We start from the raw sequence: 24,547 nt of genomic DNA on the forward strand, positions 1-24,547 counted from the left end.
CCTTAAAACGGGCTGTCAAGTAACTGCATGCCGATATATACCGCTTTAATCTGGGTATAGGATTTAAGTGTTTCGCTACCATTTTCGCGGCCAATACCGGACATTTTATAGCCACCAACCGGCATTTCAGCGGGAGATGCGCCAAAACTGTTAATCCAGCAAATACCGGCATCAATCTGATGTATCACTCGGTGAGCGCGCGTAATATCCTGAGTAAACAGGCCTGCTGCTAATCCTAAACGGGTATCATTTGCACGGCGAATAACTTCATCTTCATCACTGAAGGTCAGGACAGACATAACAGGACCAAATATTTCTTCTTTAGTTAAAGTCATTTCGTCGGTGCAGTCAGCAAAAATCGTTGGCGCAACAAAATAGCCGTCGGGTGCATTTTCTGGTCGTAATGCTTTACCGCCGGTAAGCAGGGTAGCGCCTTCGGCTTTACCTATTGCAATATAGTCGAGCACTTTTTGCTGGTGATCCTTGGAAATAAGAGGACCAAAGTTGGTCTCAGGATTCATCGGATCGCCGCAGATAATATTTTGCTCTGTACGCTCAACCAGACGCTTAATAAAACGGGGGTAAATATCGTCCTGCACAAATACGCGGGTGCCGTTTGTACAGACTTCACCCTGCGTATAGAAATTGCCTAACATAGCTGCAGAGACCGCATTTTCGAGATCGGCATCATTAAAAATAATCAACGGTGATTTACCGCCTAATTCCATGGTGACGGCTTTTAGTGAACTAGCAGCTGCTGCCATTACTTTTTTGCCAGTACCGACTTCACCGGTAAATGATATTTTAGCAATATCTTCATGGTTGGTAAGCCAGGCACCAACACGGCCATCGCCTTGAACTACGTTAAACACACCATCGGGCACACCCGCCAAAGTGAATATTTCGGCTAAACGCATTGCACCGCGCGGTGTTTCTTCCGACGGTTTAAAAATCATTACATTACCGCAAGCTAAAGCCGGGGCTGCTTTCCAACAGGCAATCTGCAGAGGATAGTTCCATGCACCTATGCCTGCACAAATGCCCAGAGGCTCGCGGCGAGTGTAATAAAAATCATCACCGACCTGCTGCTGATTACCTTCAATGCTCGGGGCAAGACCTGCAAAAAATTCAATGGTATCGGTACCTGTCACGACATCAACAACCGATGCTTCCTGCCATGGTTTACCGGTATCAAGTACTTCACCCTCGGCAAGCTCATCATTGTGTTCACGCAATAACGCCACGGCCTTAAGCAGAATACGACTGCGCTCGACCGGGGTCATTTTTGACCATTTAGCAAAACCTGCTTTGGCGCTCTCGATGGCGGCCTGCTGGACTGCTTGATCAGCTGTTTCAACTAAGTAGCTAACCTTTCCTGTCGCGGGATTGATTACTTCAAATGTTTCACCTGTGTTATTGGCTATATATTGACCGTGGATATAATTTTGATAAACGACTAATGATGACATTAATTTTCTCCGTGTTGCGCGATAAGGGCCTTAATAAAGGCTTTAGATAATATTTGGGCTTGTTTGAAATCTTCTTCGGGTGTTGAACTCAGCGCACTGCGCAGCCAGAAACCATCAATCATTGCTGCGCTTTGTTTAGCGGCATTCATTGCGTCGGTTGCGGGTAAAAGCTGCTTAAAAGAAAAAAGCAGGTTGCTGTATAAACGCTGGTTATTGATATGTTGAAATCTTGCCAGTCCCGGATCATGCATTGCCTGGGCCCAGAAACTTAACCATGTTTTAGCCACTGCTTCAGACCGTTGTAACTCGGTAAAATTGGCTTCAACAATCATAGAAAGTCTGACGGCAGGAGACAGTGTTTTTCCCGATGTCCTGATCAGTAATGCCTGCTTTAATTCATCGATAAGATATCTAAGGGTTGCTTCTATTAAACCCTGTTTTCCGCCAAAATAATGGCTGATGATGCCCGATGACATTCCCGCGAATCCACTGATGGTATTAATTGTCGTGTGCTGCAGACCATGACGTTCGACAGATACCAGCGTGGCATCGATAAGTTGCTGTTGCCTTAGCTTTTTCATCACTGGTCTTGGCATATATCGCTTCCCTGTGGTGTTGAAAATATTGTTGATTGAACGTTCAATTAACAGCTATCCTAATGATTCGTGCCCTAACTATCAAGTGTTAATTAAATGTTATTAGAATTGATTAGTCGTTAATTTAATGTGATGCGCCGTAAAAAAAGAATAACAAATTGCTTGGGGATGTTGATTCATGGGGCTTGTGGCATGTTTGTGAAAATAAGAAATAATTTAATAGTTACAAAAAAAATGATTTAGGCTGTAACTATTTAAGGGGGGGTAATAATAAAATAAACAGCAGTTAGGCTGTTTTTTAAGCAAATAACCTTGATTGTATTGCTTAAAAAGGGGAATGTGTTTGGCATTGTGTTCTGCGAAATGAAGCCGCCGCAGATTCTAATCAGGGGCTCAGCGGATTCAATAGAGGAACATATACAGTTCCAATCAAAAAGAAAAAACGCGTGTTTTACCCGCAGGGTAAACGCCAATATGACTCTTTTTTTATGGGTTTTAATGCCTCGATGGGGGCTCAAATGCTTGTTGTTCTGCACTGCGAAACTGTAACTCTGCCAGATGCGCATATAAGACATCGGTGCGCATAAGCTCTTCATGGCTGCCAATCGCTCGAATCCTGCCGTTATCAATAACAACAATGCGTTTTGCCTTGACCACCGTGGCCAAACGATGTGCGATGATAAGAGTAGTGCGCTTGTGCATTAATGTTTGTAAACTCTGCTGCACCAGTCGTTCACTTTCGGCATCCAGCGCACTGGTTGCCTCATCTAACAGCAGTATGGGGGGATCTTTAAGAATGGCACGGGCGATGGCAATGCGCTGTTTTTGACCGCCGGATAAACGCACGCCTTTTTCGCCTAAAAAGGTATTATAACCTTCAGGTAATTGCAAAATAAAGAGATCGGCAGAGGCGGATAGCGCCGCTGCCCGAACCTCGTGATCGCTCGCAGCCGGACGACCATAACGAATATTTTCCAGTGCACTGGTCGCAAATACGACGGTTTCCTGAGGAACAACGGCCATGACTGAACGCACATCCTGCGGATTCGCCGCGCTTATATTCACCCCATTGATAGAAATACAGCCCGATTGCGGATCGTAAAAGCGTAATAGAAGCTGAAAAAGGGTACTTTTTCCGGCACCGGAGGGGCCGACAAAGGCGATAGTCTCACCGGCTGTTATATTCAAATTAATGTTTTCTAATGCATTTTTATCGGGGCGTGAAGGATAATGGAAATTGACTTTATTAAAGCTTATCCTGCCTTCTCCCGATGCCGGGATAGGCATTGGATTCTCGGGCATACAAATCTTTGCTTGGGCATTGAGTAATTCGATTAACCTTTCCATCGCGCCAGCGGCGCGTTGCACTTCCCCCCACATTTCGCTGAGCATCGCACCTGAACTTGCAAGCAGTACGGTGAATAAAACGAACTGTGCCAATTCGCCGGGTAACATATTGCCATTGATCACTTCCTGCGTGCCTATCCAAAGTACTAAGGTGATTGCACCGAGCAGCAGAAACATGCTGCTGAAAGACATCACAAAGCGCAGCTTAATACGTTCAACGGCAGCTATAAATGCGGCTTCTACTGCTTTTTTAAAGCGTTGATTCTGGATTTTTTCCAGCGTATAAGCCTGCACTGTTTCGATAGCATTGAGCATTTCATTGGCCATCCCGCTAGACTCTGCAATTTTGTCCTGAGCGTTGCGCGATAGTGTGCGTACCCTGCGCGCAAGCCAAATAATGGGCCCGATAACCGCGGGAATAAGTAATACAATGATCAGTGTTAAAGAGGGGCTGCTATACATAATGCCGGCCAGGGAAATAAATAACATCACAGTGGAGCGTAGCGCGATTGAAATTCCGACACCGGATATGGCTTGTACCAGTGTGGTATCTGTGGTCAGACGGGAAAGCACTTCCCCTGTTTGTGTTACTTCAAAAAAGCTCGGATCTTGTTTGAGTACCTGCGCATATATTTTTTCGCGTATATCGGCAACAATTCGCTCGCCTAACCAGGTGATAAGGTACAAGCGCGTGGCTGACAAGATACTGATCAGGAGAATAACCCCCAGAACCACCTTAAAATAAAAATCTATTTTGTCAGCATTACCGCTGGTTATGCCGCTATCAATAAGGTAACGGGCTGCAATCGGCAGGCTGCCTGTGACCGCTGACGCCAGTAGTAGAATAATAATGGCCAGGATCAAAGTATTTTTATAAGGCCGCATAAAAGGCAGCAGGGCTTTTAAGGGTTTAAGGGAAGCGCCTTTAGGGCGTGGCTTAAGGGATTGCATATTATCCTACCTGCAAGTAATTAAATATATGAAAGAGAGTCAGCGCACTAGGTCATTAGATTAGGTCATCACATTATGCCATTACTCTATGTCATCAATCTACACCATCACTCTATGGCATCACTTTATGGCATCACTTTATGTCATCACGCCAGGTCATCACACTAGGTCATCACACTAGGTTGTTATTACTTCTCCGTGTTTATCCTGATTTTAGTTGGGCAATACAAAAAACGCTTGTTTTTGTATTAGATATTCACAGCTGATCATATAAAAACCCACCCAAAAAATTACTTAGGTTTGCAGCTTATAACGTATTTTTAACGGGGTTAATTTATAACGGGGTGATGCAGTATCACCCCTTTATAAAGCAGCGAACAGTTATTGCTGAGTTTGAAACCCCGCTATTTTATGCCAAAAACCATTGCACTCTTTACTCGCAAGTTGGATAGGTGAGCCTGTTCCATTAACAGCCGCCCGGTAATCTTGCAGTGAGGTAAAACTCTCTGTCCCGCTGGGGCTAACCCTAATAATATCCACAAGTCCCTGCATCGAAGGCACATCATTAAGCAGGTTATAACAATATCCGGATTGTGTTTGTATACCATTTAACACAAAAACTTGCTGATCCTCCTGGGTTGTTGCAGGACGCCCGACAGGATATTTAATGCAGCATAACTTACAATCATCCTTGGCTTTATTTTCTGATCGTGCGGTAAAGCAGCGCGCAGAATAGGCTAAGGGTATATGCCCATGAGCAAACAGCTCAACCTCGAATTGCTCCCTTATGCCTAATTGCGTGCACTCCGCTAATATTTTTATTAACCAGTCACGGGATAATTCTACGGGCATTACCCAACGCTGCATGCCTTTATTGATCAGCAATTTGATCACACTGGCGTTATAGCAGTTGATCGCAGGCCCGCACACAAAGGGGACTTTATTTTCTGCCAATATCTGCACCGCCCCCAAGTCATTTGCTTCTACTTTAAACAGTCCATTCTCACATATTTGCCGCAGTATTTTAATTTCAGAAGGCGCTTCTAACAACGCCATGGAGGATAAAACGACCTCTTTTTTTGCGTCTGCTAATTGTTTCGCTAAATTGATCCAATCTCGTGTTTTTAGTTCTCGTCGTTTACTGCAAACTGTCTCACCAAGATAGATAATGTCAGCTTCGCTCGTTAAAGCTTGCTGATAAAACGTCTCTACTGTCTGTTTTTCCCAGTAGTAGAGCAGGGGGCCTAATGCTAACTTCACTTGTATTCCTTAATATTGATTGTTTGCGGCTGTCGTTTATGATCAACAGGTTATTGCCAATCTCGGTGGTAAGCGCCTAAGGTTGTCTGAGTTCCTTCAGAAACATTTGCCAGCACCCTGTCCCATGACTCTTTTACTCGATAGGCAGCTGGATTTGCTCGATAGGAATCAATCGCTTCACGCCAAACGCGGGTTATTTGTTCAACATAAGCGGGGCTCCTTTGCCGACCTTCAATTTTAACGGCGCAAATATTAGCCTCCATTAACGCCGGCAGCATCGACAGTGTGTTCAAACTGGTTGGCTCCTCAATAGCATGGTAAAGGTTACCTTCAACATTAAACTTACCTTTACAAAGGGTTGGATATCCGGCTTTATCATCGGCTTTATAACGATCGATTAAAATATCATTTAAGCGCGTTTCGAGCCCGTTCTCGGTTTTTTGATAACGTACATACTTAGCCGGAGAACATGCCCCGACGGTGTTTGGTGATTCACCGGTAAAATAGGATGACAAATAACAACGACCTTCGGCCATAATACATAAACTGCCAAACGCAAAAACCTCCAGAGGCATATCAGTACTGCGGGACAGTTGTTTCACTTGCTGCAGGGAAAGTACACGTGGTAAGACAACGCGTTGTACATTAAAATTTTCTTGATAAAACTTTATGGCTTCGGTATTGGTGGCAGAGGCTTGTACCGATAAATGTAATTCTAAATCTGGGTGTTTATTCACGGCATAATCAAGTGTTGCAATGTCGGCAATAATGGCTGCATTAGCCCCTAAGTCAGCACATTTATCAACGGCGTTAAACCAGCGTTTTTCACCACCGGGATGCGCGAATGTATTGATTGCCACGTGTAATTTTTTATTATGATCACGTACATATTGCGCCCCCTGGTCCATTTTTTTGTCGTTGAAATTTAAGCCTGCAAAATGGCGCGCATTGGTATCATCCTTTAAACCAATATAAACGGCATCAGCACCACCATCAATTGCTGTTTTTAATGCCGGTAAACTACCAGCAGGGCACAAAAGTTCCATTTAAATTCCTCACTATAATAAACATAATGGATTGTAGGAAATGGACATTTTATTTTATTGATGTAAGGCAGGAGAAAGTAAGATAAACACAGTTTCAGCACTGTTTTTGATTTGGATCCGTATTTATTGATGAGATTAGTATTTATAATATGGGATATATTTTTACGCGGGAAAATCAATGTTTACTTCAGCCATTGCAAATGTTCATCACCAGCTTGTTATTAATGCGCCAAAGGCGTTAGCTTATCCAAACGCCTTTGTCCCTTTTTTTATGCAAAAAAAATTGTTATCGGAGTTATTAGATAGGTTACTTTCGGAGGCTATTGAAGATAATGAGTTGAATTTTTTACACCATAAATGGTTGAAAATTGAAGTGACAGATCTTAAGTTTAGTTGTTATTTGAGTTTCTTAGATAAGAAATTTATGATTAAACAGCAATGCGAACAGAGTGATGTCACATTTTCAGGGGCGTTAAATGAATTTATATTGATTGCCGGAAGAAAAGAAGATCCCGATACACTCTTCTTTCAAAGGCGTTTAGTGATTGAAGGGGATACTGAGTTAGGTTTAGAGATTAAAAACCTGCTCGACAACATAGATTTTGAAAATTTATCCCCTCTTGTTGAAAAATCCTTGAATAATTTTGCTGATTTTGTACAGCGCGGTTTAATTAAACCTCAGCGAAAAGAGATAAGTGCATAATTTTTGTGTCTGATCAGTAAGAAAGTTTCATAATCATTGCAAAAGCACTTGCTGATTTCGTTATCTTTAGGTAGCTTCGTCGTAATAATTAAGTCATAAAGAGAAATATATGTTAATAGTAGAATATTTGAGCAAAAGTTATCATCGATTTTTACCCGATTTAGCTGAGCATGCCAACCTAAAGTCTCGTTTTCTGATCACGCTAAACGGGCCAAGCAGCAGTGAACTGAGTGCTATTATTGGTGATATCAACAGTTTGACAAACAAATCGGTACAGGTATCTACGGCGATTTTAGATAAAGAAACCAATCAAGGCGTTGGTGAAATATTCCAAAAAGCTAAAGTTAGTCGCGATATTTTATTGTTTTCCGGCGCTGATTCATTACTTGAGAAACGTGCAGGAATAAGAGGTTCCCATGATCGTGATGCAAGTTTTGATCTTAATGAACTGCAGAAAAACATCGCCAATCATGATGGTATTGTGATCCTTGCGACAGACAAAAAACAGATATTGACGTCATCAATGTCTTCAAAAGTGAATGTGCTGATCCGTTTCCCCGTTGCAGATAAATAATTTTTCATTTTTAAAAAAAGTGTAATTTTAGACGCGCAGTACCACCTGTGCGTCTAAAGTCGTGCTTGCAGAACAATAGAACGCCCTGTTATCGTCCTCGCCAACCCCGTTTATACTCATACCTCCCTGTAAAAAATGATCAGTACATAACGATCCAAATGTTACTATTCAAATAATGTATTGTTGTTGCAATTATTCGAGCAATTGTAATAGTGCTTTGGAAGTGGCAAACGCTGCGATGGTATTTAAAAAAGAGCCCGATTATTATAATGTAACAAGAATGATAAAGGTGTATTAAAGATGTTTTATAGAGTAAGAACAGATCAGGAAATTGAGCAAGTGATTAATCTTGCCTGGTGTATTTGGACTGAACATTACACGCCTATTATAGGCGCTAAACAGGTTGAGTATATGCTCAACCATTTTCATTCAAAGGCACAAATAGCGCAGCAAATAAATGTCGATAATTACCAATATTTTTTAATTAAAAGTGAGACTAAAGAGATTGGTTATATTGGGCTTAAAATAGATAAAGATGCACTTTTTTTAAGTAAAATTTATATTTTAGGCTCTGCTCGAGGCACGGGCGTTGGCAGGGCCACAATTGAATTCATTAAAAATTTGGCAGAAAAAAACAATCGAAGAAAAATATATTTAACCGTTAATAAATATAATAACGATGCCATTACAGCTTATGCTAAATTTGGTTTTATTAAAACCGGTGAACTATGTGCAGATATCGGTGGCGGTTATAAAATGGATGATTTTCAAATGGAACTTGTTTTTTAGCTCGTTGAAAATTTCATCTCGTATAATCAAGCACAAGCGGCTTTAATTTCATTATGTTACCGGCCTTATTAAAGGATAAATAATATCTATTACATGCGCTATAGGGAGTAAACATGAGACGTCCATTTTCTGTAAATGTTTTTTTATATAAAATAGTGGCAGGAAAAATTGAATATTTAATGCTCAAACGCAACCCTCGAACTGACTTAAAGATACCCGGTTTTTGGCAATGCGTCAGTGGTGCTCTTGAAAAAGATGAAAATTTTGCAATGGCAGCTAAACGCGAGGTATTTGAGGAAACCGGACTGCTAATAGAGACTGTTACAGCGACCGGATTTAAACTGACTTACCCTATTCAAGATGAATGGCGTACTCATTACGGGCCGGATCCTATCGACGTGGTTGAGCCTGTTTTTTTCAGTAAAGTAGAAGCGGATCCGGTGTTGTCCGAGGAGCATTCTCATTTTGAATGGCTCGCCTATTCAAAAGCTTATCAACGTTTAACCTTCGGTGATTATCAACGCGCTATTGCGTCAGTTAATAATATGTTGAAAGCGAAAGCTTGAAAGCTTGAAAGCTTGAAAGCTTGAAAGCTAGAAAGCTAGAAAGCTAGAAAGCTAGAAAGCTAGAAAGCTAGAAAGCTGAAAGCTGAAAGCTGTTATAAGAGTGAGAGTAAATACACGAATCTTAACCACCCATATTTATCTTCAGGAATTATTATTATGAAACGTGTTGTATTGTATTCTATGAGCCATTGCCCGCATTGTGACGCGGCTAAAAAGTATCTGTCGCAACAGAATATCCAGTTTCGTTTAGTCAATGTTAAAACAGCAGCAGGGCAAAAAGAATTTAGTAAAAGCGGTTATCGCGGAGTGCCAATTCTAAAAATAGGGGATCAGTTTATAAACGGCTTTTCTGTTAAGGAATTTAATAAACTTTATCAGCTGTAAAATTAAAAAAGCGGCATGCAACACCATTCGAAAGTTTAATATTCAAATGCTGTTGCATGCCGCCGAGTTTTTTAAACAAGTGTTATTGAAGTTGTAATTAATCAGGTAACACTGATCAGGCCATTTTAATCAGGCAGGACAGCGTTATGGTAAACCTCTTGTACATCATCACAGTCTTCTAACATGGCCATAAATTTTTCAAATTTATCAACATGCTCAGGGGCAATATCATGGTCTATTTGCGGTACAAAAGTTATTTCTTCTATATCCAGTTCAAGATTCGGGTAAATATCATTTAATGCTGTTTTTGCTTTATAAAATTCAGTATGAGGACAAAAAACAGTGATTTTACCGTCTTCACCTTCGACATCGATCACGTCAACATCGGCCATCATCAGCTCTTCTAAAACTGCTTCATCATCTTCGCCTTTAAATACAAAAACAGCTTGATGTTCAAACATATGCGCAACCGTACCCGGTGATCCAATTTTACCACCCGTTTTCATAAAACAGTTGCGTACATCAGTCCAGGTCCGTTTATTGTTATCGGTTAAACAATCAACAATAACGGAACAACCACCAGGACCATAACCTTCATAGCTGGCACGTTCATAATCTTCACCGCCGCCGCCTTTCGCTTTTTCAATCGCACGTTCGATGACATGTGTGGGTACTTGGTCTTTTTTGGCGCCGTCGATTAAATGACGTAATGAGAGGTTTCCGTCGGGATCGAAGCCACCATTTTTAGCTGCAACGTAAATCTCTTTACCGTACTTAGAATAAACTTTAGTTTTAGCGCCCGCTGTTTTGGCCATAGACAATTTGCGGTTTTGATATGCTCTTCCCATTCGATTAGACTCTTTATATTGGATTGTTAAAAATAATAGTTAGAATTTTACCTCTTAAGGAGACCATTATGAAAGTCCCGCATCAAAAAAGTTTGTTTTACACAAATATTTATGGGTTTTTACTGATTTCAAAGCAAAAAATCAGTAAAAATGAGCAAAATTTTCCTTTCTAAGAATATTTAAAGTGCGGTTTCCCAATAGCGATAGGCCTTCATTTTATCCGTTGGCATAAAGTGAAGGCAAAAAAAGGATATAAAATCGCTATTATGAACTGCAGGATAACATTGAACAACCTGCTTTATCCCGCGCCCAATCCGGACGTTTTTGAGCATAACTGTTATGCTCGGGTTGATCATTATAGGGGTTTTTTAATATTTCCTGCAGGGTGGCAATTTCACTGAAATCACCCTTTTCAGCAAGTTCGATAGCCTGCTGCGCAAGATAATTACGGATGACATATTTAGGATTGACTTTATTCATGGCTGTCGCACGCATCTCTTGACTTAAACCATCAGCATTAACTCTTTCAAGATAAGACGTTAACCACTTGGTCATATCTTTAATATACTGATCATCAAGATCGAGCAGGCTGTAATAGCATGGGCCTAATTTTGCCATCCATTGGGTGGCTGTTTGCGTGTTCAAATCATTGGGAATATTTGCAAGTAAACGGTAAAAGACGGTCATATCTGTTTCCACCGCAGCCAATAATTTTTCTAAGGATTTAAACAGCGCTAAATCAGTTTCACCCTGATAATGTTTAAAGCCTAATTTTGCCGCCATCATATCGCACCATTTACGGTGATAATCGATGCCATAATCACTTAATATTGTTTGTAAAGGCTCAGCTTCTCCGATTAACGGGAAAATAGCATTGGCCAATTGAAATAAATTCCACTGACTAATTTCTCCCTGACCGCCAAAACGATAGCGTTTTTGCCCTTCATCCGTGGTGTTCGGTGTCCAATCAAGATCAAAATCGTCAATCCAGCCATAGGGACCATAATCAATGGTTTCACCAAGAATTGACATATTGTCGGTATTCATTACTCCGTGTACAAAACCAACCCGCATCCAATTAACCACAGTATCACAGGTACGCTCGCAGACTTCTTTAAACCACGCAAGGTAGACCTGTTGATCAAACACCCCTGAAGCGGGCGCTAAATGAGGATAATCAGACTTAATACAATGCTCTACAAGCTGTATTAAAAGTTGTTCATCACCACGAGAGGCGGGCAGTTGAAAACTACCAAAACGTAAAAAAGAAGAAGATACGCGGCACACTATTGCGGTAGGCTCTAATGCCGCATTACCGTCATACATCATATCCCGAACCACTTGATCGCCTGTTAAGCATAAACTCAAGGCGCGTGTTGTTGAAATACCTAAATGAAACATCGCCTCGGAGCACAAAAACTCACGTATGGAGGAGCGCAGCACGGCCATACCATCCGCCCGGCGAGAGTAGGGGGTTGGACCTGCGCCCTTTAGCTGCAGTGTTTGGTGACCTAAATTTGTCGTGACCAACTCGCCCAGATTGATTGCCCGTCCATCCCCTAATTGTCCAGCCCATTGACCAAACTGATGACCACCGTAACAAAGTGCATAGGGCTGCATTCCATCGAGTAACAGATTGCCGGTCATTATTTGAGGAAATTCAGGGCTGTTCAGGGCTTCGGTGCTAAAACCTAATTGTTCTGCCAATAAGCTGCTAAGCGCAACTAATTTGGGCGCTGTGGCTTTTACTGGAGAAACCAATGAATAAGCTGCATTTTCTACGCTGCGGCAGTAATTGTCGGTTTCATTATCAGCAGGTAAATTATTTCGAAGACGGTTATCAAATTTAAGATGGTTGAACGGCATGGGTTTCTTCCTTGCTGAAGATAAGAGAATTTTATACCATACTAAATCAGTAGGGTATGTTGAGCAACCGATAGTTAGGGAATGTCCCTATGCACTTAACCTTGCAGCTGCAAATAAATGCCATCTGGTTACCTTTATTCGTAAATGCTGATACGCATACCCAGAGTATGGTCGAGATAAAATAGCTATTTCCTGAATCTTATTAGCCTCGTCAAACAGACCCAACCTACAGGCAGTAATCTATTGCACCAACTAAACAGACCCAACCTACAAAGTATTTAAAACCAGCTTAACCAAAGTGAAGTGATAATCGGCAATGTGAAATGATAACAGACGATTATCCTCGTTATGAAAGGCATTATTTAATTCAGGTTAACAATGTTAATGCTCAAAAGCAGATTTGATTATTAAAAACGAGCGTAATTTCTGATCCTTCGCATGCTTTGCAGAGTCCGGTTTTATAAGTAGACAACTTTGTCTACTTTTCTCATTGAAAGTAGATTTACGAGAACACTTATATTATGTGAAGCTAAGCTGGTCTTTTCTTACTACCGGATTATAAATAACTAAGGTACAATTTTAATCATTTAACTTATCCTATACAGTATTGCCCTATGCCATTTTCAAAAACCCAGTCAATTGCACTTAAGTATCTATCTGCATATTCATTCGAAGTGCAAGATCAAATCAGAACCATGATTGAACAGGATACCTTAGGTCGTTTTTTACTTAAAAAATATCCTCAAAAACATAATATTAACAATGATAAAATGCTTCGTGAATATGTAATGGACTTGAAAAATACTAATTTACGAAAATCTTCACCGTTAAGTAAAATCATTTACGATAAGAAAATTCATGTTATTAACAATGCGCTGGGTTTACATACTTTTATTTCAAGAGTGCAGGGGGGGAAATTAAAAAGTAAAAATGAAATACGAATCAGTGAAATTTTCAAAACAGCACCGGAAGCATTTTTAGAAATGATTGTTGTCCATGAGTTAGCCCACCTTCGAATAAAGGCGCACGATAAAGCATTTTATCAATTGTGCCAGCATATGCTGCCCGAGTATCATCAGTTAGAATTTGAAATGCGTTTATACCTTACTCAGCTGGACCTTAAAGGAAAAATTTACTGAGGGTTGTGAGCACCGGCCTGATTTCGATACATTAATAAAAGGCCCTGGGGTTTTGGGCTATTTATCTGTTGAAATAATTCAAAGTTAAAGACCTGAGGAGGGGCTAAATAAAAAAGGTTAAGACAATATCTTAACTCTTTTCTTCAAATTCAACGTTCTGAATATTAATGCGCTTTACTGTTGGTACCATTACGCACTAAATCTTGGCCTGTTTGGAATACTTCTTCCGTAATCCAACGTGACAATAATAATTGGTGCTCGTCATCTAATACTGCGACAAAACGACGACCATCTTTATTGTTTGTCGCCATTGCCACACCTGCTACATTTGTTAAATCCAAATCATCATTTTCAACTGAAATTAAAAAAGTTTTTAACTCTGCTAGGTTTGTGATGATATCTGTTTCGTTACTCATATTTACATTCTCTTGCTGAACTAAATCGATAATCACGGAATGTTACGGTGTTTATCTTTCTAAGGCAACTCTTCACTTCAGTGGCCATGGGGTAATGTAATATAGTGTCATACTAAATTTGGTGTCCAATTTTTTATTTTTTTAAGGTGTTTAGGGGGATTTTCGAGTTAGCTTCTGAGGCGATGTATGGACTCCACAACGCTAGCAACTAGCCTAGCGTTACGGTAACCATTAGGAGATCATACAATGTTGAAATCTAATACCAAATCCATTAAATTCATGCCCATTTATACTTGTTAAAACACATGCTAGCTAGATATAAAACGACGTTTTAGTCTTTTTGCTTGATTTGATTCATAACATCCTGTTATTCCCCACTACGTGGCCAGCTAAAGCTGTTCAAAACCGTCCCCTACGATTTTGTGCAATTAGAACAACTAGTTACTGAAATAAACTCCTTGATTTTATGCGTTTTTCCGGCGCCTAAACCGATCACTTAATGACTGATATTGGTATGATGTGACAAAATATACTGCTTAAATAAAATTTTTATTGGCAAATATATTTTATGCTTTCTATACTTAATAGTGGTAAAAGTACCGCAGTTATCATGGTATTTAAGGGATTACTAATATATCGGTTGAAGACGGATTTTTAACTCATTTTGGAGGAATCTGATGCTGTCTAAACCAATCTATGAGTTTGTTCCCTACGCTTGTTTAAGTGTAGGTGGAGTGAGTATTGTCTCTTTTGAGGTGGTACTTGGTATTTTTTCTGGGGCGATTTTATATGCATTGGGTGCATTAGTGTGGACGATGCGTTTTCATTATCGGCATCCCCCACAACTCAACTTTACTCGTCGGGGTAATTCCTTGCCTGAAGAGATTTATGAGTTCAAACCATTTCTATTTTTAGCCAGTTCACTGTTCCTGTTTTCATTTTATACTAGTGCTTGGACCCTTGGTATTGGTTTGGCGATAATTGTGCATAGTTTTTATATCTTGTTTAAGCGTTACCGGAACCGTTCTTGCGTAGGTGCGTAATTCTGTTCCTTCTGCTTTACCTCTAATGTTTAGTGAAATATGGCTTTATTTATATTCTCATTTCCTTCCAAAATAAAAATCAAAGTTTCTTCCCTGAAAAGTCGATGTACTGCCTGAACGATTTCGCTAAGGTGCTTTCGTTCTCATAACGGCTTACAAACCTTTGGCTAACTAAAAGGCAAAAGCGATCCTATTCACACGGATAGATTAGTAAAAATATTACCATCGCATCGAAAAATAGTCCTATTAAACCTTGGTCTGTTTTTGTGATCGACAAGGCTCAGAAGGTATTCCTTTTTCGCGGCTTGATCATATTGTGAATGACTGGATTGGACGAGCAGAGTCTTACGAGATGATAAGCGGGTGATGTAAGCATTGATGATCAAATCGGGTGTGAATTAGCGAGTCGTTTTGATGAAAATTATCATGGTGCGCTGGGGTCGTTAGAAGAATTAGCCTTCTATGCTAACATACTGTTAAATGTTGGATTACCAAGAAGAATGTCTTGCATCGATCTTTGCATTAATCCCCCTGATTTAAAAATACTTTAATGACAATCTATGCATTTCTGCTCGTTGAGGGTCTTCAACACGCGTTCAATTCAGTCAATCTAACCATTTAACGTGTTTTTCAATGAAATTTTACTGACTATTTTAATAAATTACTTACATTCTGCCTATTAGGGCTGATATTTATGAGTCTTTATATTAAATTATAACCATTGTAATTAATGGATGTCCGCAATTGTTTTCTTATTAACAGTAGTAGGGCTGTTTAACGAATATTCGGAAAGTGCTCTAGGTTTTCCTATTGCTTTTTTAAAATTTAATATTAACTGTTAGGGTACAAATAACTATGAAAATGTTAATAATTGGTGCGAATAGTGCCTTATCTACACTTCAATTTACTTTAAACCACAGCTTACCCAGGAAAACAGATGTGTCTGTTTTTTGCTTAAATACAAATGGAAAAGTGAATGGTGATGAAGGAATGGTTTTTTACGGTGCACCTAATTCAGCATGTGGTTCGGTCAAAATAAGCGATAGCGCAATTGAATTTGATCTCAATACTGTCCCAAGTCACATTAAAAAGTTTGCGATAACGGCAACATTAGATCAGGGTGTTTTTGGAGAGCAGGATAATATTAGATTAAAAGGAACTGATTTTGAATGTTTATTAGAAACACAAGGTCGTTCCGAAAGAGCGCTCATTCTTTTAGAGATTTACAAACATAATAATGCATGGAAAGTACGTTTTGTAGGGCAGGGATTTAATGGTGGATTGCAGCCTTTAGCTGAATTATATGGTGTTGATATTGCTGACGTTGAGGTTGCTGAGGTTGCTGAGGTTGCTGAGGTTGCTGAGGTTGCTGAGGTTGCTGCTGAAACTCCTGTTCCTAAGCCAATTGTCCCACCTACCAATCTGAGTAAAATAAGCCTAACTAAATCCGCGCCCAAAGTTGATTTAACTAAACGCGCTGGAGATTTAGGTTTAATCAAAGTAAATTTAAATTGGAATAAAAAAGCGGGTGGTTTCTTCGCTTCTAAAATTGACTTAGATTTAGGGGCATTTATTGAATTAAATAATGGTCACCGTCAAATCATACAGGCTTTAGGGGATAGTTTTGAATGCTCCCCCTATATTAAATTATTAGCTGATGATCGGACAGGGGCAAGCGAAGAGGGGACATGGTTGCATATTGACGGCAATAAACTCCAAGATGTAAAACAGATTATTATTTTTGCTTTTATTTATAAAGGTGTTACTAATTGGAATAAAATAGATGCAAAAGTTACTTTGCATGTTCCCGGAATGCCGCCTATTGAAACTAAATTGACCGAGCAGGATAAAAATAACAGTTTTTGTGCTGTTGCGGCAATCTCCGTTAATAATGGTTTTGTTAATGTAGAACAATTAAATCGATTATTTTCGGGACACGAAGACTGTGACGAAGCCTTCGGATGGGGATTTAACTGGAAATTGGGCAGTAAATAACCTTGTCAATTGATGGATAAGTAACTGTAAGGTCTGTCACTGGCCCCCCTCTAATTGACTAAATATCAATCCGATGTTTTATTTTATTCGGTTAGAAAAATGAGTGGCCTGGTTCGTTTAGCCTAGCTCGTTTATTAATGAATGTCCGCAATTTTTATGATTTAAAGAATATAAGGTATGCAGCCTTTTTGTGTTGATAAACAAAAAAGGCTGGTTTAGCCAACGGCGCGAGTTTTACCTGTGATTTTTGTAAAAGAGTTGCGTAATAGGCGTTTAATGTCACCCCATAGCGATGAAAACGAAGGCAAATATGAGGTAAGCATATTTTAGATATTACGAAAAAGGATATTAATTATATCGATACTCAACCTTGTCGATTTGCGCTATTAAAAGATTGAGTTCCTCTGGTGTGACAGTCGATATTACTTGCTAAATCCTAAAATTATTTTATACAAAGAGTGTGCATCATCATTACCACAAAGCTCACGTATAGAGTGCATTGCTAAAGTAGGAAGTCCAACATCAAGTGCATCAATCCCAAGTCTTGTCGCAGTTAATGGACCGATAGTTGAACCACATCCCATATCACTTCTTGTTACAAACTCTTGATACGGCTCATTGACAGCGTTAGCGACATTCATAAATCTTGAAATAGTTGTCGAGTTTGAAGCATATCTCTGGTTTGCATTTATCTTTATCACACAGCCTTTATTTATGTGTGGAGCATGATTAGCATCGTGTTTGGATGGAAAGTTGGGATGGATTGCATGTGCATTATCAGCAGATATTAAAATCGAGCCTCTTATCATCTGCATATAGTCCTCATAATCGCTATACATTCTTCTAAGCGTATTTTCTAAAAAGCTCCCACTTGCACCACTGGTTGACTCACTACCAACCTCCTCATGGTCACTGGCAATAAATATCATCGGTTTATCATCATCTACACTGCATATACTTAGCAGTCCAACATAACAGCTAAGCAGGTTGTCTAACCTTGCGCTCGCTATAAAGTCGTCATTTAAACCTAGAGGTGAAGCATTCGCTGTGTCATAAAAACTAAGTTCATTTGCATAAAGCGCTTTAATATTCCTAATCCCCAACTTCTCAAGCTGCAATTTTAAGAAATCATCAAACTCAAAATCAGCATTGGTTGTAAGGACAGGTGAGATATCTGTCTGCTTATTGACCGTTCTCTCTTTATTAGCATTCTCATCCAAATGAATTGCAAGTGATGGGATAATAGCAATCGACTTTTTAACATTAATCAAAACATTTTGAATCACATTGTTAGAATCAAGATAAGAAACACGCCCTGCAAGTGAGAGATCTCGGTCAAACCAAGGATTTAGTAAAAGACCGCCATAAGGCTCAACTGCAAATTTCACCACACCATGCTCTTTAATAACTGGTTTTGGCTTTAGTTTTAGATTGGGTGAATCCGTATGAGTACCCACTATTGTGTGGTTTTTGTCCTTAGGATATGTAAAAGCGATAATAGAAGAGTCGTTGCGTGTTACAAAATATTTTTCACCCTCTTTCAACTCCCATTTTTGGCGTTCATCAAGCTTTATAAATCCAGCATTCTCTAATCTTATGCTCATATTTAAAGTGGCATGAAAAGGGGTGGGAGACGCATCTAAAAATGCTAAAAGTCCTTGGTTAAAATCTTGTTTATTCATATTTTAATCCTTCAAAAGTGTAAGTGATAATTTAACGCTACATTCTTTTCGAAGTCAAAGATGACTCCGTTTTAAATCAATTTAAGCTTTTGTAAGGAGTCACTTTTAGCCTGATATTTTAATGTTATTTAGCCTATGTACGCGACGTTTACGTTGAAATGGGCGCTATTCCCTAGTATCTCTTCACATATCTGCTGGGGAAATACATTTAATGCCGTTAACACTATGGTAAAGGAAGGGTTAGGATGGCGTTATATTCCAGCTTATATGGCAGAGCAATATGAACATCAGGGTGACAGGGTAAGAATGAATCTAAGCTTTGATCATAAGCCGTGGCCAGTGCAGATCGATCGCGTAATGACCAAGCCAAAGGCCAAAGGTCCTGCCTTAATGTGGTTGGCTGATGCGCTCATTCATTTGTTGGATAAACGCACGAAGATATTGCCATGATAGAGGTGACCATATAAGCTCACCTATTAAACTTAACGACTAAATAATACTAGATATTTGTATTAAAAAATAATTCAACGGATATGTCTGCAAGCCGATATATGTATTCAAACAATGAGGTATGTATGGAATTAAGCACATGGTTACTTTACATAAGTGTTATTAGCATATTAATAATAAGCCCAGGACCTTCGGCTTTATTATGCGTATCTGATGGTTTTAAATTTGGTAATAAAAAAACTATTCCAACTGTTTTGGGAGGAGCAAGTGCAGCATTAGTGCTAATGTCAATTTCAGCTATCGGCCTTGGAGCTGTCTTAGCTGCATCTGAAACACTCTTTCTTGTTATTAAACTTATTGGCGCATTTTATTTGATTTATTTAGGCTGGGCGGCTTGGAAAGAAGGCAGTATAAAAATTGAAGATAACAAATCACATGACAATAAAGAAGTTGGTTACTCATCCTACGCCCGTTTCCAAAAAGGGTTTATAGTAGGTATTAGTAACCCTAAAGATTTATTGTTTTTTATCGCGTTATTTCCCAGTTTTATTAATACAGACTTACCACCGGTTGATCAATATGTCGTACTTGCATGCACTTGGTTTTTACTCGATGTTAGCTTCATGTTTTTGTATGCAGCCCTTGGAACGAAAATAAGTCCTTTCCTATCAAAGCCTCGTAATATGAATATAGCTAATCGTACTATAGGCAGTGTATTTATTTTCCTAGGTGGAGCCTTAGCGGTATCTACTGGTGTCAATAACAAAATATAATTGGGTAGGAGCTGTCGAGCTTTTAGCCCCACAACACCCAAAAGGTGTCTCCGGACAAGGCTGTTCATCTTCTTTATGAATAATGACACTAGCCCTTGTCGTCTTAATAACTCATTACTGAGTCCTATAATGATCCCTTGAGTTGTAGAGTTCCTAAAGGGATATTTTCGGGATAAAACAGATCTGGGCAGTCATAAACTTTCTTCTTCAAAATAAAAATAGTGCCATCGGACTTAAGTTTACACTATATATTTATGACCTAATTTCATCATCCCCTGCAATCGAAAGGGGGTGATAATTATATTGTGTACGCGGACTTTATATAAAAGTCATTACTCTGTGTAGCGCGCAGCGCCTCGGTGCCCTTGGTGGTAGTCCCTTAAATTTAACACTTCATCATAAAAATGAATGTTCGAATTTAAGTCCTAAAACACTAGTCTCGGTAACAATACATCAAATGGATAACGGTAATAGGCTTTTTAAAAATAAACACTTGTTTATAAAATATACTGCTAATGATTTTAAAGTGTTGTTTTACTTTTTTAACCGCACTTTCAGTGAACTTAGTCGCATCTTCAACTTTTTCCTGATTATCCTGACTTTTTCCGTAAGCAAAGAGTAATGAGTCAACTTTTTTAAAAGCATTATCAACCGTATTTTGATAATTCAGTGCGGCGGATTTAAAACGGGCTTAGTTAAAAGCGACTATTGCATCTCCCCGATCGACATCAAAAATATTCCTGTGGATCCCGACACTGCCAACCCTGCAAATGAAGCTCTATTGAAAAGAACGCTAAAATCGAGAGCCTGTTGATAGGTATCGACAAACCCATGATTGATACTGCGTATATCAAGTTCAATCTCGGGGTAAAGATCAAGAAATGAAAAAAAATAGGGGAGATCGCTTCATTGGTTTCTGGTAGCAATCCAATCTTGTGGGGAGGCTGAAATATGAGTGGTGGCCTGATGAGCACGCTCTAATGCCTGTAACGCTTTAAGCGCCTCATCGTAATAGGCTTTTCCATAGTCTGTTAAGGGTGATTTTCGGGTTGTTTTGAAAAAGTGTGATATCGAGCGCCTCTTCTGAGCGGTTTATTCTTCTGCTAACGTTATCTCTTGGTAGATCTAGTGCATTGGCGGCTGCGGTAAAACCACCCAAGTTGACAACCGTGGTAAACAGCTTAAATCGTCTATTTTCATGTTAATAAACCACCTGAATTAGAAACTAGGCACTCGAATGTTCTGCTAATATATCATTATTGATTAATGGAGGTTTTCCATATCATCCGGAGCATATATCTGGCCGTTAAAGGCAATATATACTCCCGCTTCTAAACACTGAGCTGCCATCGTCGCAGAGCCAAGATTGAACCCCGCATCATTTGGGGAAAAGCCTTCTAACGGAATCATAGAGCCTGTAAAAATAATAACTTGTCCATGCTTATTGGGCAGCAATGTCTGCAAATAACGTGCACTTGTAAACATGGTAAAACTGCCATGAGTAACGACGTGTCTATCACTTTCGCTTTCCATTATCGCTGTAAATACTTCATCAATATCTTCGTCGCTAATATCACGGCTGTCTTTCATACAGATTTCTGTTGTCACTATTTTTGAATGTCCCATTCTTGCGTACTTTTCTAGAAATGAAGTCAGTACACTTTTTTCATGCGGCATCGTAGTACATTTATCCGTGTCATAGTAAGAATCAATTGTTCCACCGGTAATAATCAGTTGTATTTTTTTTATATCATTTACTTTCATCATTAACCCTTAAGTATTTTTATAGTTTTGTGATTATCAAACTAAGTATTAAAAAGAAGCATATAGCATATCAGATAGTAAAAATATCTACGCTCGCTTTTTCTCGAAGCGAGCGTCGTAGTTCCCAAGGGAATTCGGCCACTTATTTTGTTTTATAAGTCGCTAAGGGGGCATTTGCGAGTTGGCTTACTGAGGCGGAACAGGCATATATCACCACAGGATCCGAGGCACATTCCTGTTTTATTATTGGTCAATTTGACCAAGTAACTAGCCTATTTTAAAAATTAATATGCCCGGGCATTTGCTGAGTTTTATTAAATAAAACCTTCAGCAGTATCAATGGCACCTCGAGCCTCAATTAACGTGCAACCAGTCTCTGCCATTAATCGATTGACTGTCATTGCAGGGTTAGATTCCATTATCAACGTTAAATTAATGGTTGGTTTTGGTAGCGCTTTATCAATGGCTTCTGCAATCCACAATGCTTTTTTCTGCCGTAATTTATCACTTATCTCAACAAGCTGACTTTGGTTGCCCATTAGTAACCAATTTTTCGAACGACGGATACGCTTTAAGCTACAACAGTGTTGAGTAGCAAGTTCTATCATTGTCGCTTTACAATCAATACGATGGATAAAATTATTTAACTTAATTGAGAGCATTTTTGAAGTGTAATTTGGCACAGCACCCTCCATCAGAATTGTTTGTTAAGTCCAAGGTCAATAATAACGGTTGCACAGACGTTTGACGAACAATAGTATTAAAGCATTTTCAATGTCTGGATTATCTGTTACTTGAATAAACTTATGGTGCTTAGTTTTTAATCTTGATAACAATAAATCGTCAGCTTGTTTTCTGAGGTTCTTTGAGGCGCTATTTATCCGTTGAGATCACCCCATTTACGCTCGCTTTCTCCCAATTGCGTGCAAAATCGGACTTCATAAAAATTTTCAGAATACATGGATATACGAATTCATCGAGGGCTGTAACTCAGAAATGGACAAAAATTCGTTAGAGCTTTTACTTTATTTGATAATTATCGAATTAGTTTAGATCGTATAAGATAGTATACCCGCACAATGGCGGGCACCCCTAAAGAACTGGTTAACTGAGAAATAACCACAGACCCACGGCCATCATTAAACTACCTGAGATACGATTCATCAGACGGACATTCTTGGAATGACCCAATAAACCTTTTAATCCCTTGCCACCAAGGGCGTAGATGGTCATACAGATAAACTCGAAGGCGAGAATAATTGCCACTAGCAGAGTCAGCTGCGGGGCTAAAGGTTTACTGCTCTCAATAAAAGGCGGTAACAGAGAGATCATAAATGCCCAACCTTTAGGATTGGCAATGGCAGTCACAAACCCCTGGATCACAAGATCCCAATGATGACCAACCTGTATCTGGTTATTGCCATCACTTAACGCAAGCTTGCCCTTCGATTGCCACATCTTAATCCCTAAGTAAAACAGATACGCCGCACCAACCGACTTTAGAATGGTAAATAACCAGGGATAGTTCAACATTACAGAAGCGATGCCCAGCACTGCTGCAACAGCCACCAGACCGATACCAATCATTTCGCCTACCATCATCCACAGGGTACGTCGATAACCGATGCTCATACCCAGACTCATGGCCATGGTCATGCACATACCTGGTGTGATGGAAACAAAAAAGAAGGTAGGAATAAATACACCCAACAGCGCCATGTTCATAGAGATTTCCTTGAAAAAGTAAATAATAACTGTGTATAAATATATCCCGAAAGCGATGACACTGTCTTAGCAAGATAGGTTTGCAAAACTATCATTCATGCAACTATAATTGCATAAAACTTAATTAAGAGAGCTAAATCATGCAAGAGATGGTTGTAGATAAACACGACATTAGCATTATCAACCTGTTACAGGAGAACAGCCAGATCCCTCGGCTGGCGCTGGCCGAGAAAGTTGGCCTGTCTTCTTCCCAGTGTTTCCGTCGCTTAAAAAGACTGGAAGATGCCGGAGTGATCGACCACTATGCCGCCATTCTAAATAAAGAAAAAGCCGGAATAGGTGTATCTGCTGCGATCATGGTGCAGTACAGGAAAAGTGAAGTGAACGCTCGGGAAAAGACTATCGAACTGATTCAGTACACCCCGGTAATCTATGAGTGTTATTCGATCACTGGCGAGTACGACTTTATGTTGAGGGTGTACTGCAAAACCATGAATGAGTTTAACATTCTGGTAAACAACACCTTTCAGGTGAGTTTTATCTCTGGCCTACACACCTACATGTTGTTGTCTTGCATTAAAGATAAGCAGAGTCTGTCGCTTTAGGCTTGATTAAGATAAGGCCTGACTCACCAGCTAAAGCTTATCTATCTGAACAGAAGGGAAGTTATAAAAATGGGTGGCATGGTTGGTGCTTTTACATTAAATTATAGCGAGTGTAATTAATGGTTGTTCGCATGGTTGTTCGCATGGTTGTTTAGGTTCTTCATTAAGGCAGTGTGGAGCTGGATAACCCGATTATATGCACCGAATTCATATACTTATTTGGTGTTTTTAATTTCGACCTGGACACCAATGACTTGCGCTAAACCTGACACTAGATTCTCTTTTGCACTGGCAAAAAAACCGTCTCGAGTTTCGGTTGATGCAGCCCAGAATAAAAACAAAATCAGCAACGCAGTTGTAAAGAAGTTGCCCATTTTCACCGATCACGCCATGAACAGGCCAAAGTCTGGCTATCTGATCGCACCAGCCGGCAGAAGCCCCCGTTATTGCTACGACATTTATCCCGGCTGCCGTGAGTTTATCAAGTGCAATCAGCGTTTCGAATGGCAGCTTTCCCTGCCAAGTTTAGGTGTCGTCAACGTCAGTTAATAACCAT

25 protein-coding genes are annotated in these 24,547 nt (G+C 39.7%); 12 read left to right on the plus strand and 13 right to left on the minus strand.

Going from position 1 to position 24,547, the window contains the following annotated elements; all coding sequences use genetic code 11:
• Positions 1-2 precede the first annotated feature (2 nt).
• From betB to ubiU, 5 genes are all read right to left on the minus strand, one after another.
• Complete coding sequence (betB, locus tag CXF72_RS18970) at positions 3-1,469, minus strand: betaine-aldehyde dehydrogenase (RefSeq protein WP_101041362.1); 1,467 nt, start codon at positions 1,467-1,469, stop codon at positions 3-5.
• The gene (gene betI / locus CXF72_RS18975) at positions 1,469-2,065 is read right to left on the minus strand and encodes a transcriptional regulator BetI (protein ID WP_101041364.1); all 597 of its coding nucleotides are present in this window, start codon (positions 2,063-2,065) and stop codon (positions 1,469-1,471) included. The genes betB and betI overlap by 1 nt, the downstream gene beginning before the upstream one ends.
• Before the next feature lie 495 nt (positions 2,066-2,560).
• Positions 2,561-4,363 (minus strand): ABC transporter transmembrane domain-containing protein, encoded by a 1,803-nt coding sequence (locus tag CXF72_RS18980; protein WP_101041366.1) that lies wholly within the window; start codon positions 4,361-4,363, stop codon positions 2,561-2,563.
• Between the two features lie 381 nt (positions 4,364-4,744).
• Positions 4,745-5,623, minus strand: a complete 879-nt coding sequence (locus CXF72_RS18985; protein ID WP_101041368.1) for a U32 family peptidase — start codon at positions 5,621-5,623, stop codon at positions 4,745-4,747.
• A 50-nt stretch (positions 5,624-5,673) separates the two neighbouring features.
• Positions 5,674-6,669, minus strand: coding sequence for a ubiquinone anaerobic biosynthesis protein UbiU (gene ubiU / locus CXF72_RS18990; RefSeq protein ID WP_101041370.1), 996 nt, complete (start codon positions 6,667-6,669; stop codon positions 5,674-5,676).
• A 178-nt stretch (positions 6,670-6,847) separates the two neighbouring features.
• Here ubiU and ubiT point away from each other — a divergent pair, with 178 nt between their 5' ends.
• From ubiT to CXF72_RS19015, 5 genes are all read left to right on the plus strand, one after another.
• Positions 6,848-7,372 (plus strand): ubiquinone anaerobic biosynthesis accessory factor UbiT, encoded by a 525-nt coding sequence (ubiT, locus tag CXF72_RS18995; protein WP_101041372.1) that lies wholly within the window; start codon positions 6,848-6,850, stop codon positions 7,370-7,372.
• A gap of 109 nt (positions 7,373-7,481) precedes the next feature.
• Positions 7,482-7,946 carry an AAA family ATPase gene (locus CXF72_RS19000; RefSeq protein ID WP_101041374.1) on the plus strand — a complete coding sequence of 155 codons (465 nt, stop codon included), beginning with the start codon at positions 7,482-7,484 and terminating at the stop codon, positions 7,944-7,946.
• 300 nt (positions 7,947-8,246) lie between these two features.
• Entirely contained in the window at positions 8,247-8,735 is a 489-nt protein-coding gene (locus tag CXF72_RS19005) for a GNAT family N-acetyltransferase (protein ID WP_101041376.1), read from the plus strand.
• 113 nt (positions 8,736-8,848) lie between these two features.
• Positions 8,849-9,301, plus strand: a complete 453-nt coding sequence (locus CXF72_RS19010; protein WP_101041378.1) for an NUDIX hydrolase — start codon at positions 8,849-8,851, stop codon at positions 9,299-9,301.
• 156 nt (positions 9,302-9,457) lie between these two features.
• Positions 9,458-9,685 carry a glutaredoxin family protein gene (locus tag CXF72_RS19015; protein WP_198552675.1) on the plus strand — a complete coding sequence of 76 codons (228 nt, stop codon included), beginning with the start codon at positions 9,458-9,460 and terminating at the stop codon, positions 9,683-9,685.
• A gap of 125 nt (positions 9,686-9,810) precedes the next feature.
• Here the strand turns inward: CXF72_RS19015 and CXF72_RS19020 are convergent, their stop codons facing one another.
• Together CXF72_RS19020 and CXF72_RS19025 are read right to left on the minus strand one after the other, a co-directional pair.
• Positions 9,811-10,533, minus strand: a complete 723-nt coding sequence (locus CXF72_RS19020; protein WP_101041381.1) for a YebC/PmpR family DNA-binding transcriptional regulator — start codon at positions 10,531-10,533, stop codon at positions 9,811-9,813.
• A 264-nt stretch (positions 10,534-10,797) separates the two neighbouring features.
• On the minus strand, positions 10,798-12,399 hold the full coding sequence (locus CXF72_RS19025; RefSeq protein WP_101041383.1) for a protein adenylyltransferase SelO: 1,602 nt from the start codon (positions 12,397-12,399) through the stop codon (positions 10,798-10,800).
• A 614-nt stretch (positions 12,400-13,013) separates the two neighbouring features.
• Between CXF72_RS19025 and CXF72_RS19030 the strand changes: the two genes are divergently transcribed.
• Positions 13,014-13,538 (plus strand): M48 metallopeptidase family protein, encoded by a 525-nt coding sequence (locus CXF72_RS19030; protein ID WP_101041385.1) that lies wholly within the window; start codon positions 13,014-13,016, stop codon positions 13,536-13,538.
• A gap of 164 nt (positions 13,539-13,702) precedes the next feature.
• On the opposite strand, the gene CXF72_RS19035 is transcribed toward CXF72_RS19030, so the two are convergent.
• A complete protein-coding gene (locus tag CXF72_RS19035) occupies positions 13,703-13,954 on the minus strand; it encodes a hypothetical protein (RefSeq protein WP_101041387.1) in 252 nt (83 codons plus the stop codon).
• A 677-nt stretch (positions 13,955-14,631) separates the two neighbouring features.
• On the opposite strand from CXF72_RS19035, the gene CXF72_RS19040 reads away from it, so the two are divergent.
• Both CXF72_RS19040 and CXF72_RS19045 read left to right on the plus strand, forming a co-directional pair.
• Positions 14,632-14,997 carry a hypothetical protein gene (locus tag CXF72_RS19040; protein ID WP_101041389.1) on the plus strand — a complete coding sequence of 122 codons (366 nt, stop codon included), beginning with the start codon at positions 14,632-14,634 and terminating at the stop codon, positions 14,995-14,997.
• Between the two features lie 855 nt (positions 14,998-15,852).
• The gene (locus CXF72_RS19045) at positions 15,853-16,992 is read left to right on the plus strand and encodes a TerD family protein (RefSeq protein ID WP_101041391.1); all 1,140 of its coding nucleotides are present in this window, start codon (positions 15,853-15,855) and stop codon (positions 16,990-16,992) included.
• A 422-nt stretch (positions 16,993-17,414) separates the two neighbouring features.
• On the opposite strand, the gene CXF72_RS19050 is transcribed toward CXF72_RS19045, so the two are convergent.
• Positions 17,415-18,674 (minus strand): M18 family aminopeptidase, encoded by a 1,260-nt coding sequence (locus CXF72_RS19050; RefSeq protein WP_101041393.1) that lies wholly within the window; start codon positions 18,672-18,674, stop codon positions 17,415-17,417.
• A 135-nt stretch (positions 18,675-18,809) separates the two neighbouring features.
• Between CXF72_RS19050 and CXF72_RS19055 the strand changes: the two genes are divergently transcribed.
• Both CXF72_RS19055 and CXF72_RS19060 read left to right on the plus strand, forming a co-directional pair.
• Positions 18,810-19,124 carry a LysR family transcriptional regulator gene (locus tag CXF72_RS19055; RefSeq protein ID WP_198552676.1) on the plus strand — a complete coding sequence of 105 codons (315 nt, stop codon included), beginning with the start codon at positions 18,810-18,812 and terminating at the stop codon, positions 19,122-19,124.
• A 125-nt stretch (positions 19,125-19,249) separates the two neighbouring features.
• Positions 19,250-19,897, plus strand: coding sequence for a LysE family translocator (locus CXF72_RS19060; RefSeq protein WP_101041395.1), 648 nt, complete (start codon positions 19,250-19,252; stop codon positions 19,895-19,897).
• A 1,003-nt stretch (positions 19,898-20,900) separates the two neighbouring features.
• Here CXF72_RS19060 and CXF72_RS20375 read toward each other — a convergent pair.
• The 4 genes from CXF72_RS20375 to CXF72_RS19080 form a co-directional block, all read right to left on the minus strand.
• The gene (locus CXF72_RS20375) at positions 20,901-21,077 is read right to left on the minus strand and encodes a LysR family transcriptional regulator (protein ID WP_442966054.1); all 177 of its coding nucleotides are present in this window, start codon (positions 21,075-21,077) and stop codon (positions 20,901-20,903) included.
• A gap of 83 nt (positions 21,078-21,160) precedes the next feature.
• Positions 21,161-21,664, minus strand: coding sequence for an asparaginase domain-containing protein (locus tag CXF72_RS19070; protein ID WP_101041397.1), 504 nt, complete (start codon positions 21,662-21,664; stop codon positions 21,161-21,163).
• Between the two features lie 311 nt (positions 21,665-21,975).
• The gene (locus CXF72_RS19075) at positions 21,976-22,344 is read right to left on the minus strand and encodes a ribosome recycling factor family protein (protein WP_232785033.1); all 369 of its coding nucleotides are present in this window, start codon (positions 22,342-22,344) and stop codon (positions 21,976-21,978) included.
• A gap of 421 nt (positions 22,345-22,765) precedes the next feature.
• The gene (locus CXF72_RS19080; RefSeq protein ID WP_101041401.1) at positions 22,766-23,386 is read right to left on the minus strand and encodes a LysE family translocator; all 621 of its coding nucleotides are present in this window, start codon (positions 23,384-23,386) and stop codon (positions 22,766-22,768) included.
• 140 nt (positions 23,387-23,526) lie between these two features.
• Between CXF72_RS19080 and CXF72_RS19085 the strand changes: the two genes are divergently transcribed.
• The gene (locus CXF72_RS19085) at positions 23,527-23,991 is read left to right on the plus strand and encodes an Lrp/AsnC family transcriptional regulator (RefSeq protein ID WP_101041403.1); all 465 of its coding nucleotides are present in this window, start codon (positions 23,527-23,529) and stop codon (positions 23,989-23,991) included.
• A 249-nt stretch (positions 23,992-24,240) separates the two neighbouring features.
• Entirely contained in the window at positions 24,241-24,540 is a 300-nt protein-coding gene (locus tag CXF72_RS19480; protein ID WP_157823300.1) for a hypothetical protein, read from the plus strand.
• Positions 24,541-24,547: the final 7 nt, after the last annotated feature.

It is taken from the genome of Psychromonas sp. MB-3u-54, assembly GCF_002836415.1.
GTDB lineage: Bacteria > Pseudomonadota > Gammaproteobacteria > Enterobacterales > Psychromonadaceae > Psychromonas.

What these genes read in the sequence shown, in the direction of transcription:
- betB (WP_101041362.1), bottom strand. Translation starts at nt 1,469, where the DNA reads ATGTCATCATTAGTCGTTTATCAAAATTATATCCACGGTCAATATATA.
- betI (WP_101041364.1), bottom strand. Translation starts at nt 2,065, where the DNA reads ATGCCAAGACCAGTGATGAAAAAGCTAAGGCAACAGCAACTTATCGAT.
- CXF72_RS18980 (WP_101041366.1), bottom strand. Translation starts at nt 4,363, where the DNA reads ATGCAATCCCTTAAGCCACGCCCTAAAGGCGCTTCCCTTAAACCCTTA.
- ubiU (WP_101041370.1), bottom strand. Translation starts at nt 6,669, where the DNA reads ATGGAACTTTTGTGCCCTGCTGGTAGTTTACCGGCATTAAAAACAGCA.
- ubiT (WP_101041372.1), top strand. Translation starts at nt 6,848, where the DNA reads ATGTTTACTTCAGCCATTGCAAATGTTCATCACCAGCTTGTTATTAAT.
- CXF72_RS19000 (WP_101041374.1), top strand. Translation starts at nt 7,482, where the DNA reads ATGTTAATAGTAGAATATTTGAGCAAAAGTTATCATCGATTTTTACCC.
- CXF72_RS19005 (WP_101041376.1), top strand. Translation starts at nt 8,247, where the DNA reads ATGTTTTATAGAGTAAGAACAGATCAGGAAATTGAGCAAGTGATTAAT.
- CXF72_RS19010 (WP_101041378.1), top strand. Translation starts at nt 8,849, where the DNA reads ATGAGACGTCCATTTTCTGTAAATGTTTTTTTATATAAAATAGTGGCA.
- CXF72_RS19015 (WP_198552675.1), top strand. Translation starts at nt 9,458, where the DNA reads ATGAAACGTGTTGTATTGTATTCTATGAGCCATTGCCCGCATTGTGAC.
- CXF72_RS19020 (WP_101041381.1), bottom strand. Translation starts at nt 10,533, where the DNA reads ATGGGAAGAGCATATCAAAACCGCAAATTGTCTATGGCCAAAACAGCG.
- CXF72_RS19025 (WP_101041383.1), bottom strand. Translation starts at nt 12,399, where the DNA reads ATGCCGTTCAACCATCTTAAATTTGATAACCGTCTTCGAAATAATTTA.
- CXF72_RS19030 (WP_101041385.1), top strand. Translation starts at nt 13,014, where the DNA reads ATGCCATTTTCAAAAACCCAGTCAATTGCACTTAAGTATCTATCTGCA.
- CXF72_RS19035 (WP_101041387.1), bottom strand. Translation starts at nt 13,954, where the DNA reads ATGAGTAACGAAACAGATATCATCACAAACCTAGCAGAGTTAAAAACT.
- CXF72_RS19040 (WP_101041389.1), top strand. Translation starts at nt 14,632, where the DNA reads ATGCTGTCTAAACCAATCTATGAGTTTGTTCCCTACGCTTGTTTAAGT.
- CXF72_RS19045 (WP_101041391.1), top strand. Translation starts at nt 15,853, where the DNA reads ATGAAAATGTTAATAATTGGTGCGAATAGTGCCTTATCTACACTTCAA.
- CXF72_RS19050 (WP_101041393.1), bottom strand. Translation starts at nt 18,674, where the DNA reads ATGAATAAACAAGATTTTAACCAAGGACTTTTAGCATTTTTAGATGCG.
- CXF72_RS19055 (WP_198552676.1), top strand. Translation starts at nt 18,810, where the DNA reads ATGTACGCGACGTTTACGTTGAAATGGGCGCTATTCCCTAGTATCTCT.
- CXF72_RS19060 (WP_101041395.1), top strand. Translation starts at nt 19,250, where the DNA reads ATGGAATTAAGCACATGGTTACTTTACATAAGTGTTATTAGCATATTA.
- CXF72_RS19070 (WP_101041397.1), bottom strand. Translation starts at nt 21,664, where the DNA reads ATGATGAAAGTAAATGATATAAAAAAAATACAACTGATTATTACCGGT.
- CXF72_RS19080 (WP_101041401.1), bottom strand. Translation starts at nt 23,386, where the DNA reads ATGAACATGGCGCTGTTGGGTGTATTTATTCCTACCTTCTTTTTTGTT.
- CXF72_RS19085 (WP_101041403.1), top strand. Translation starts at nt 23,527, where the DNA reads ATGCAAGAGATGGTTGTAGATAAACACGACATTAGCATTATCAACCTG.
- CXF72_RS19480 (WP_157823300.1), top strand. Translation starts at nt 24,241, where the DNA reads ATGACTTGCGCTAAACCTGACACTAGATTCTCTTTTGCACTGGCAAAA.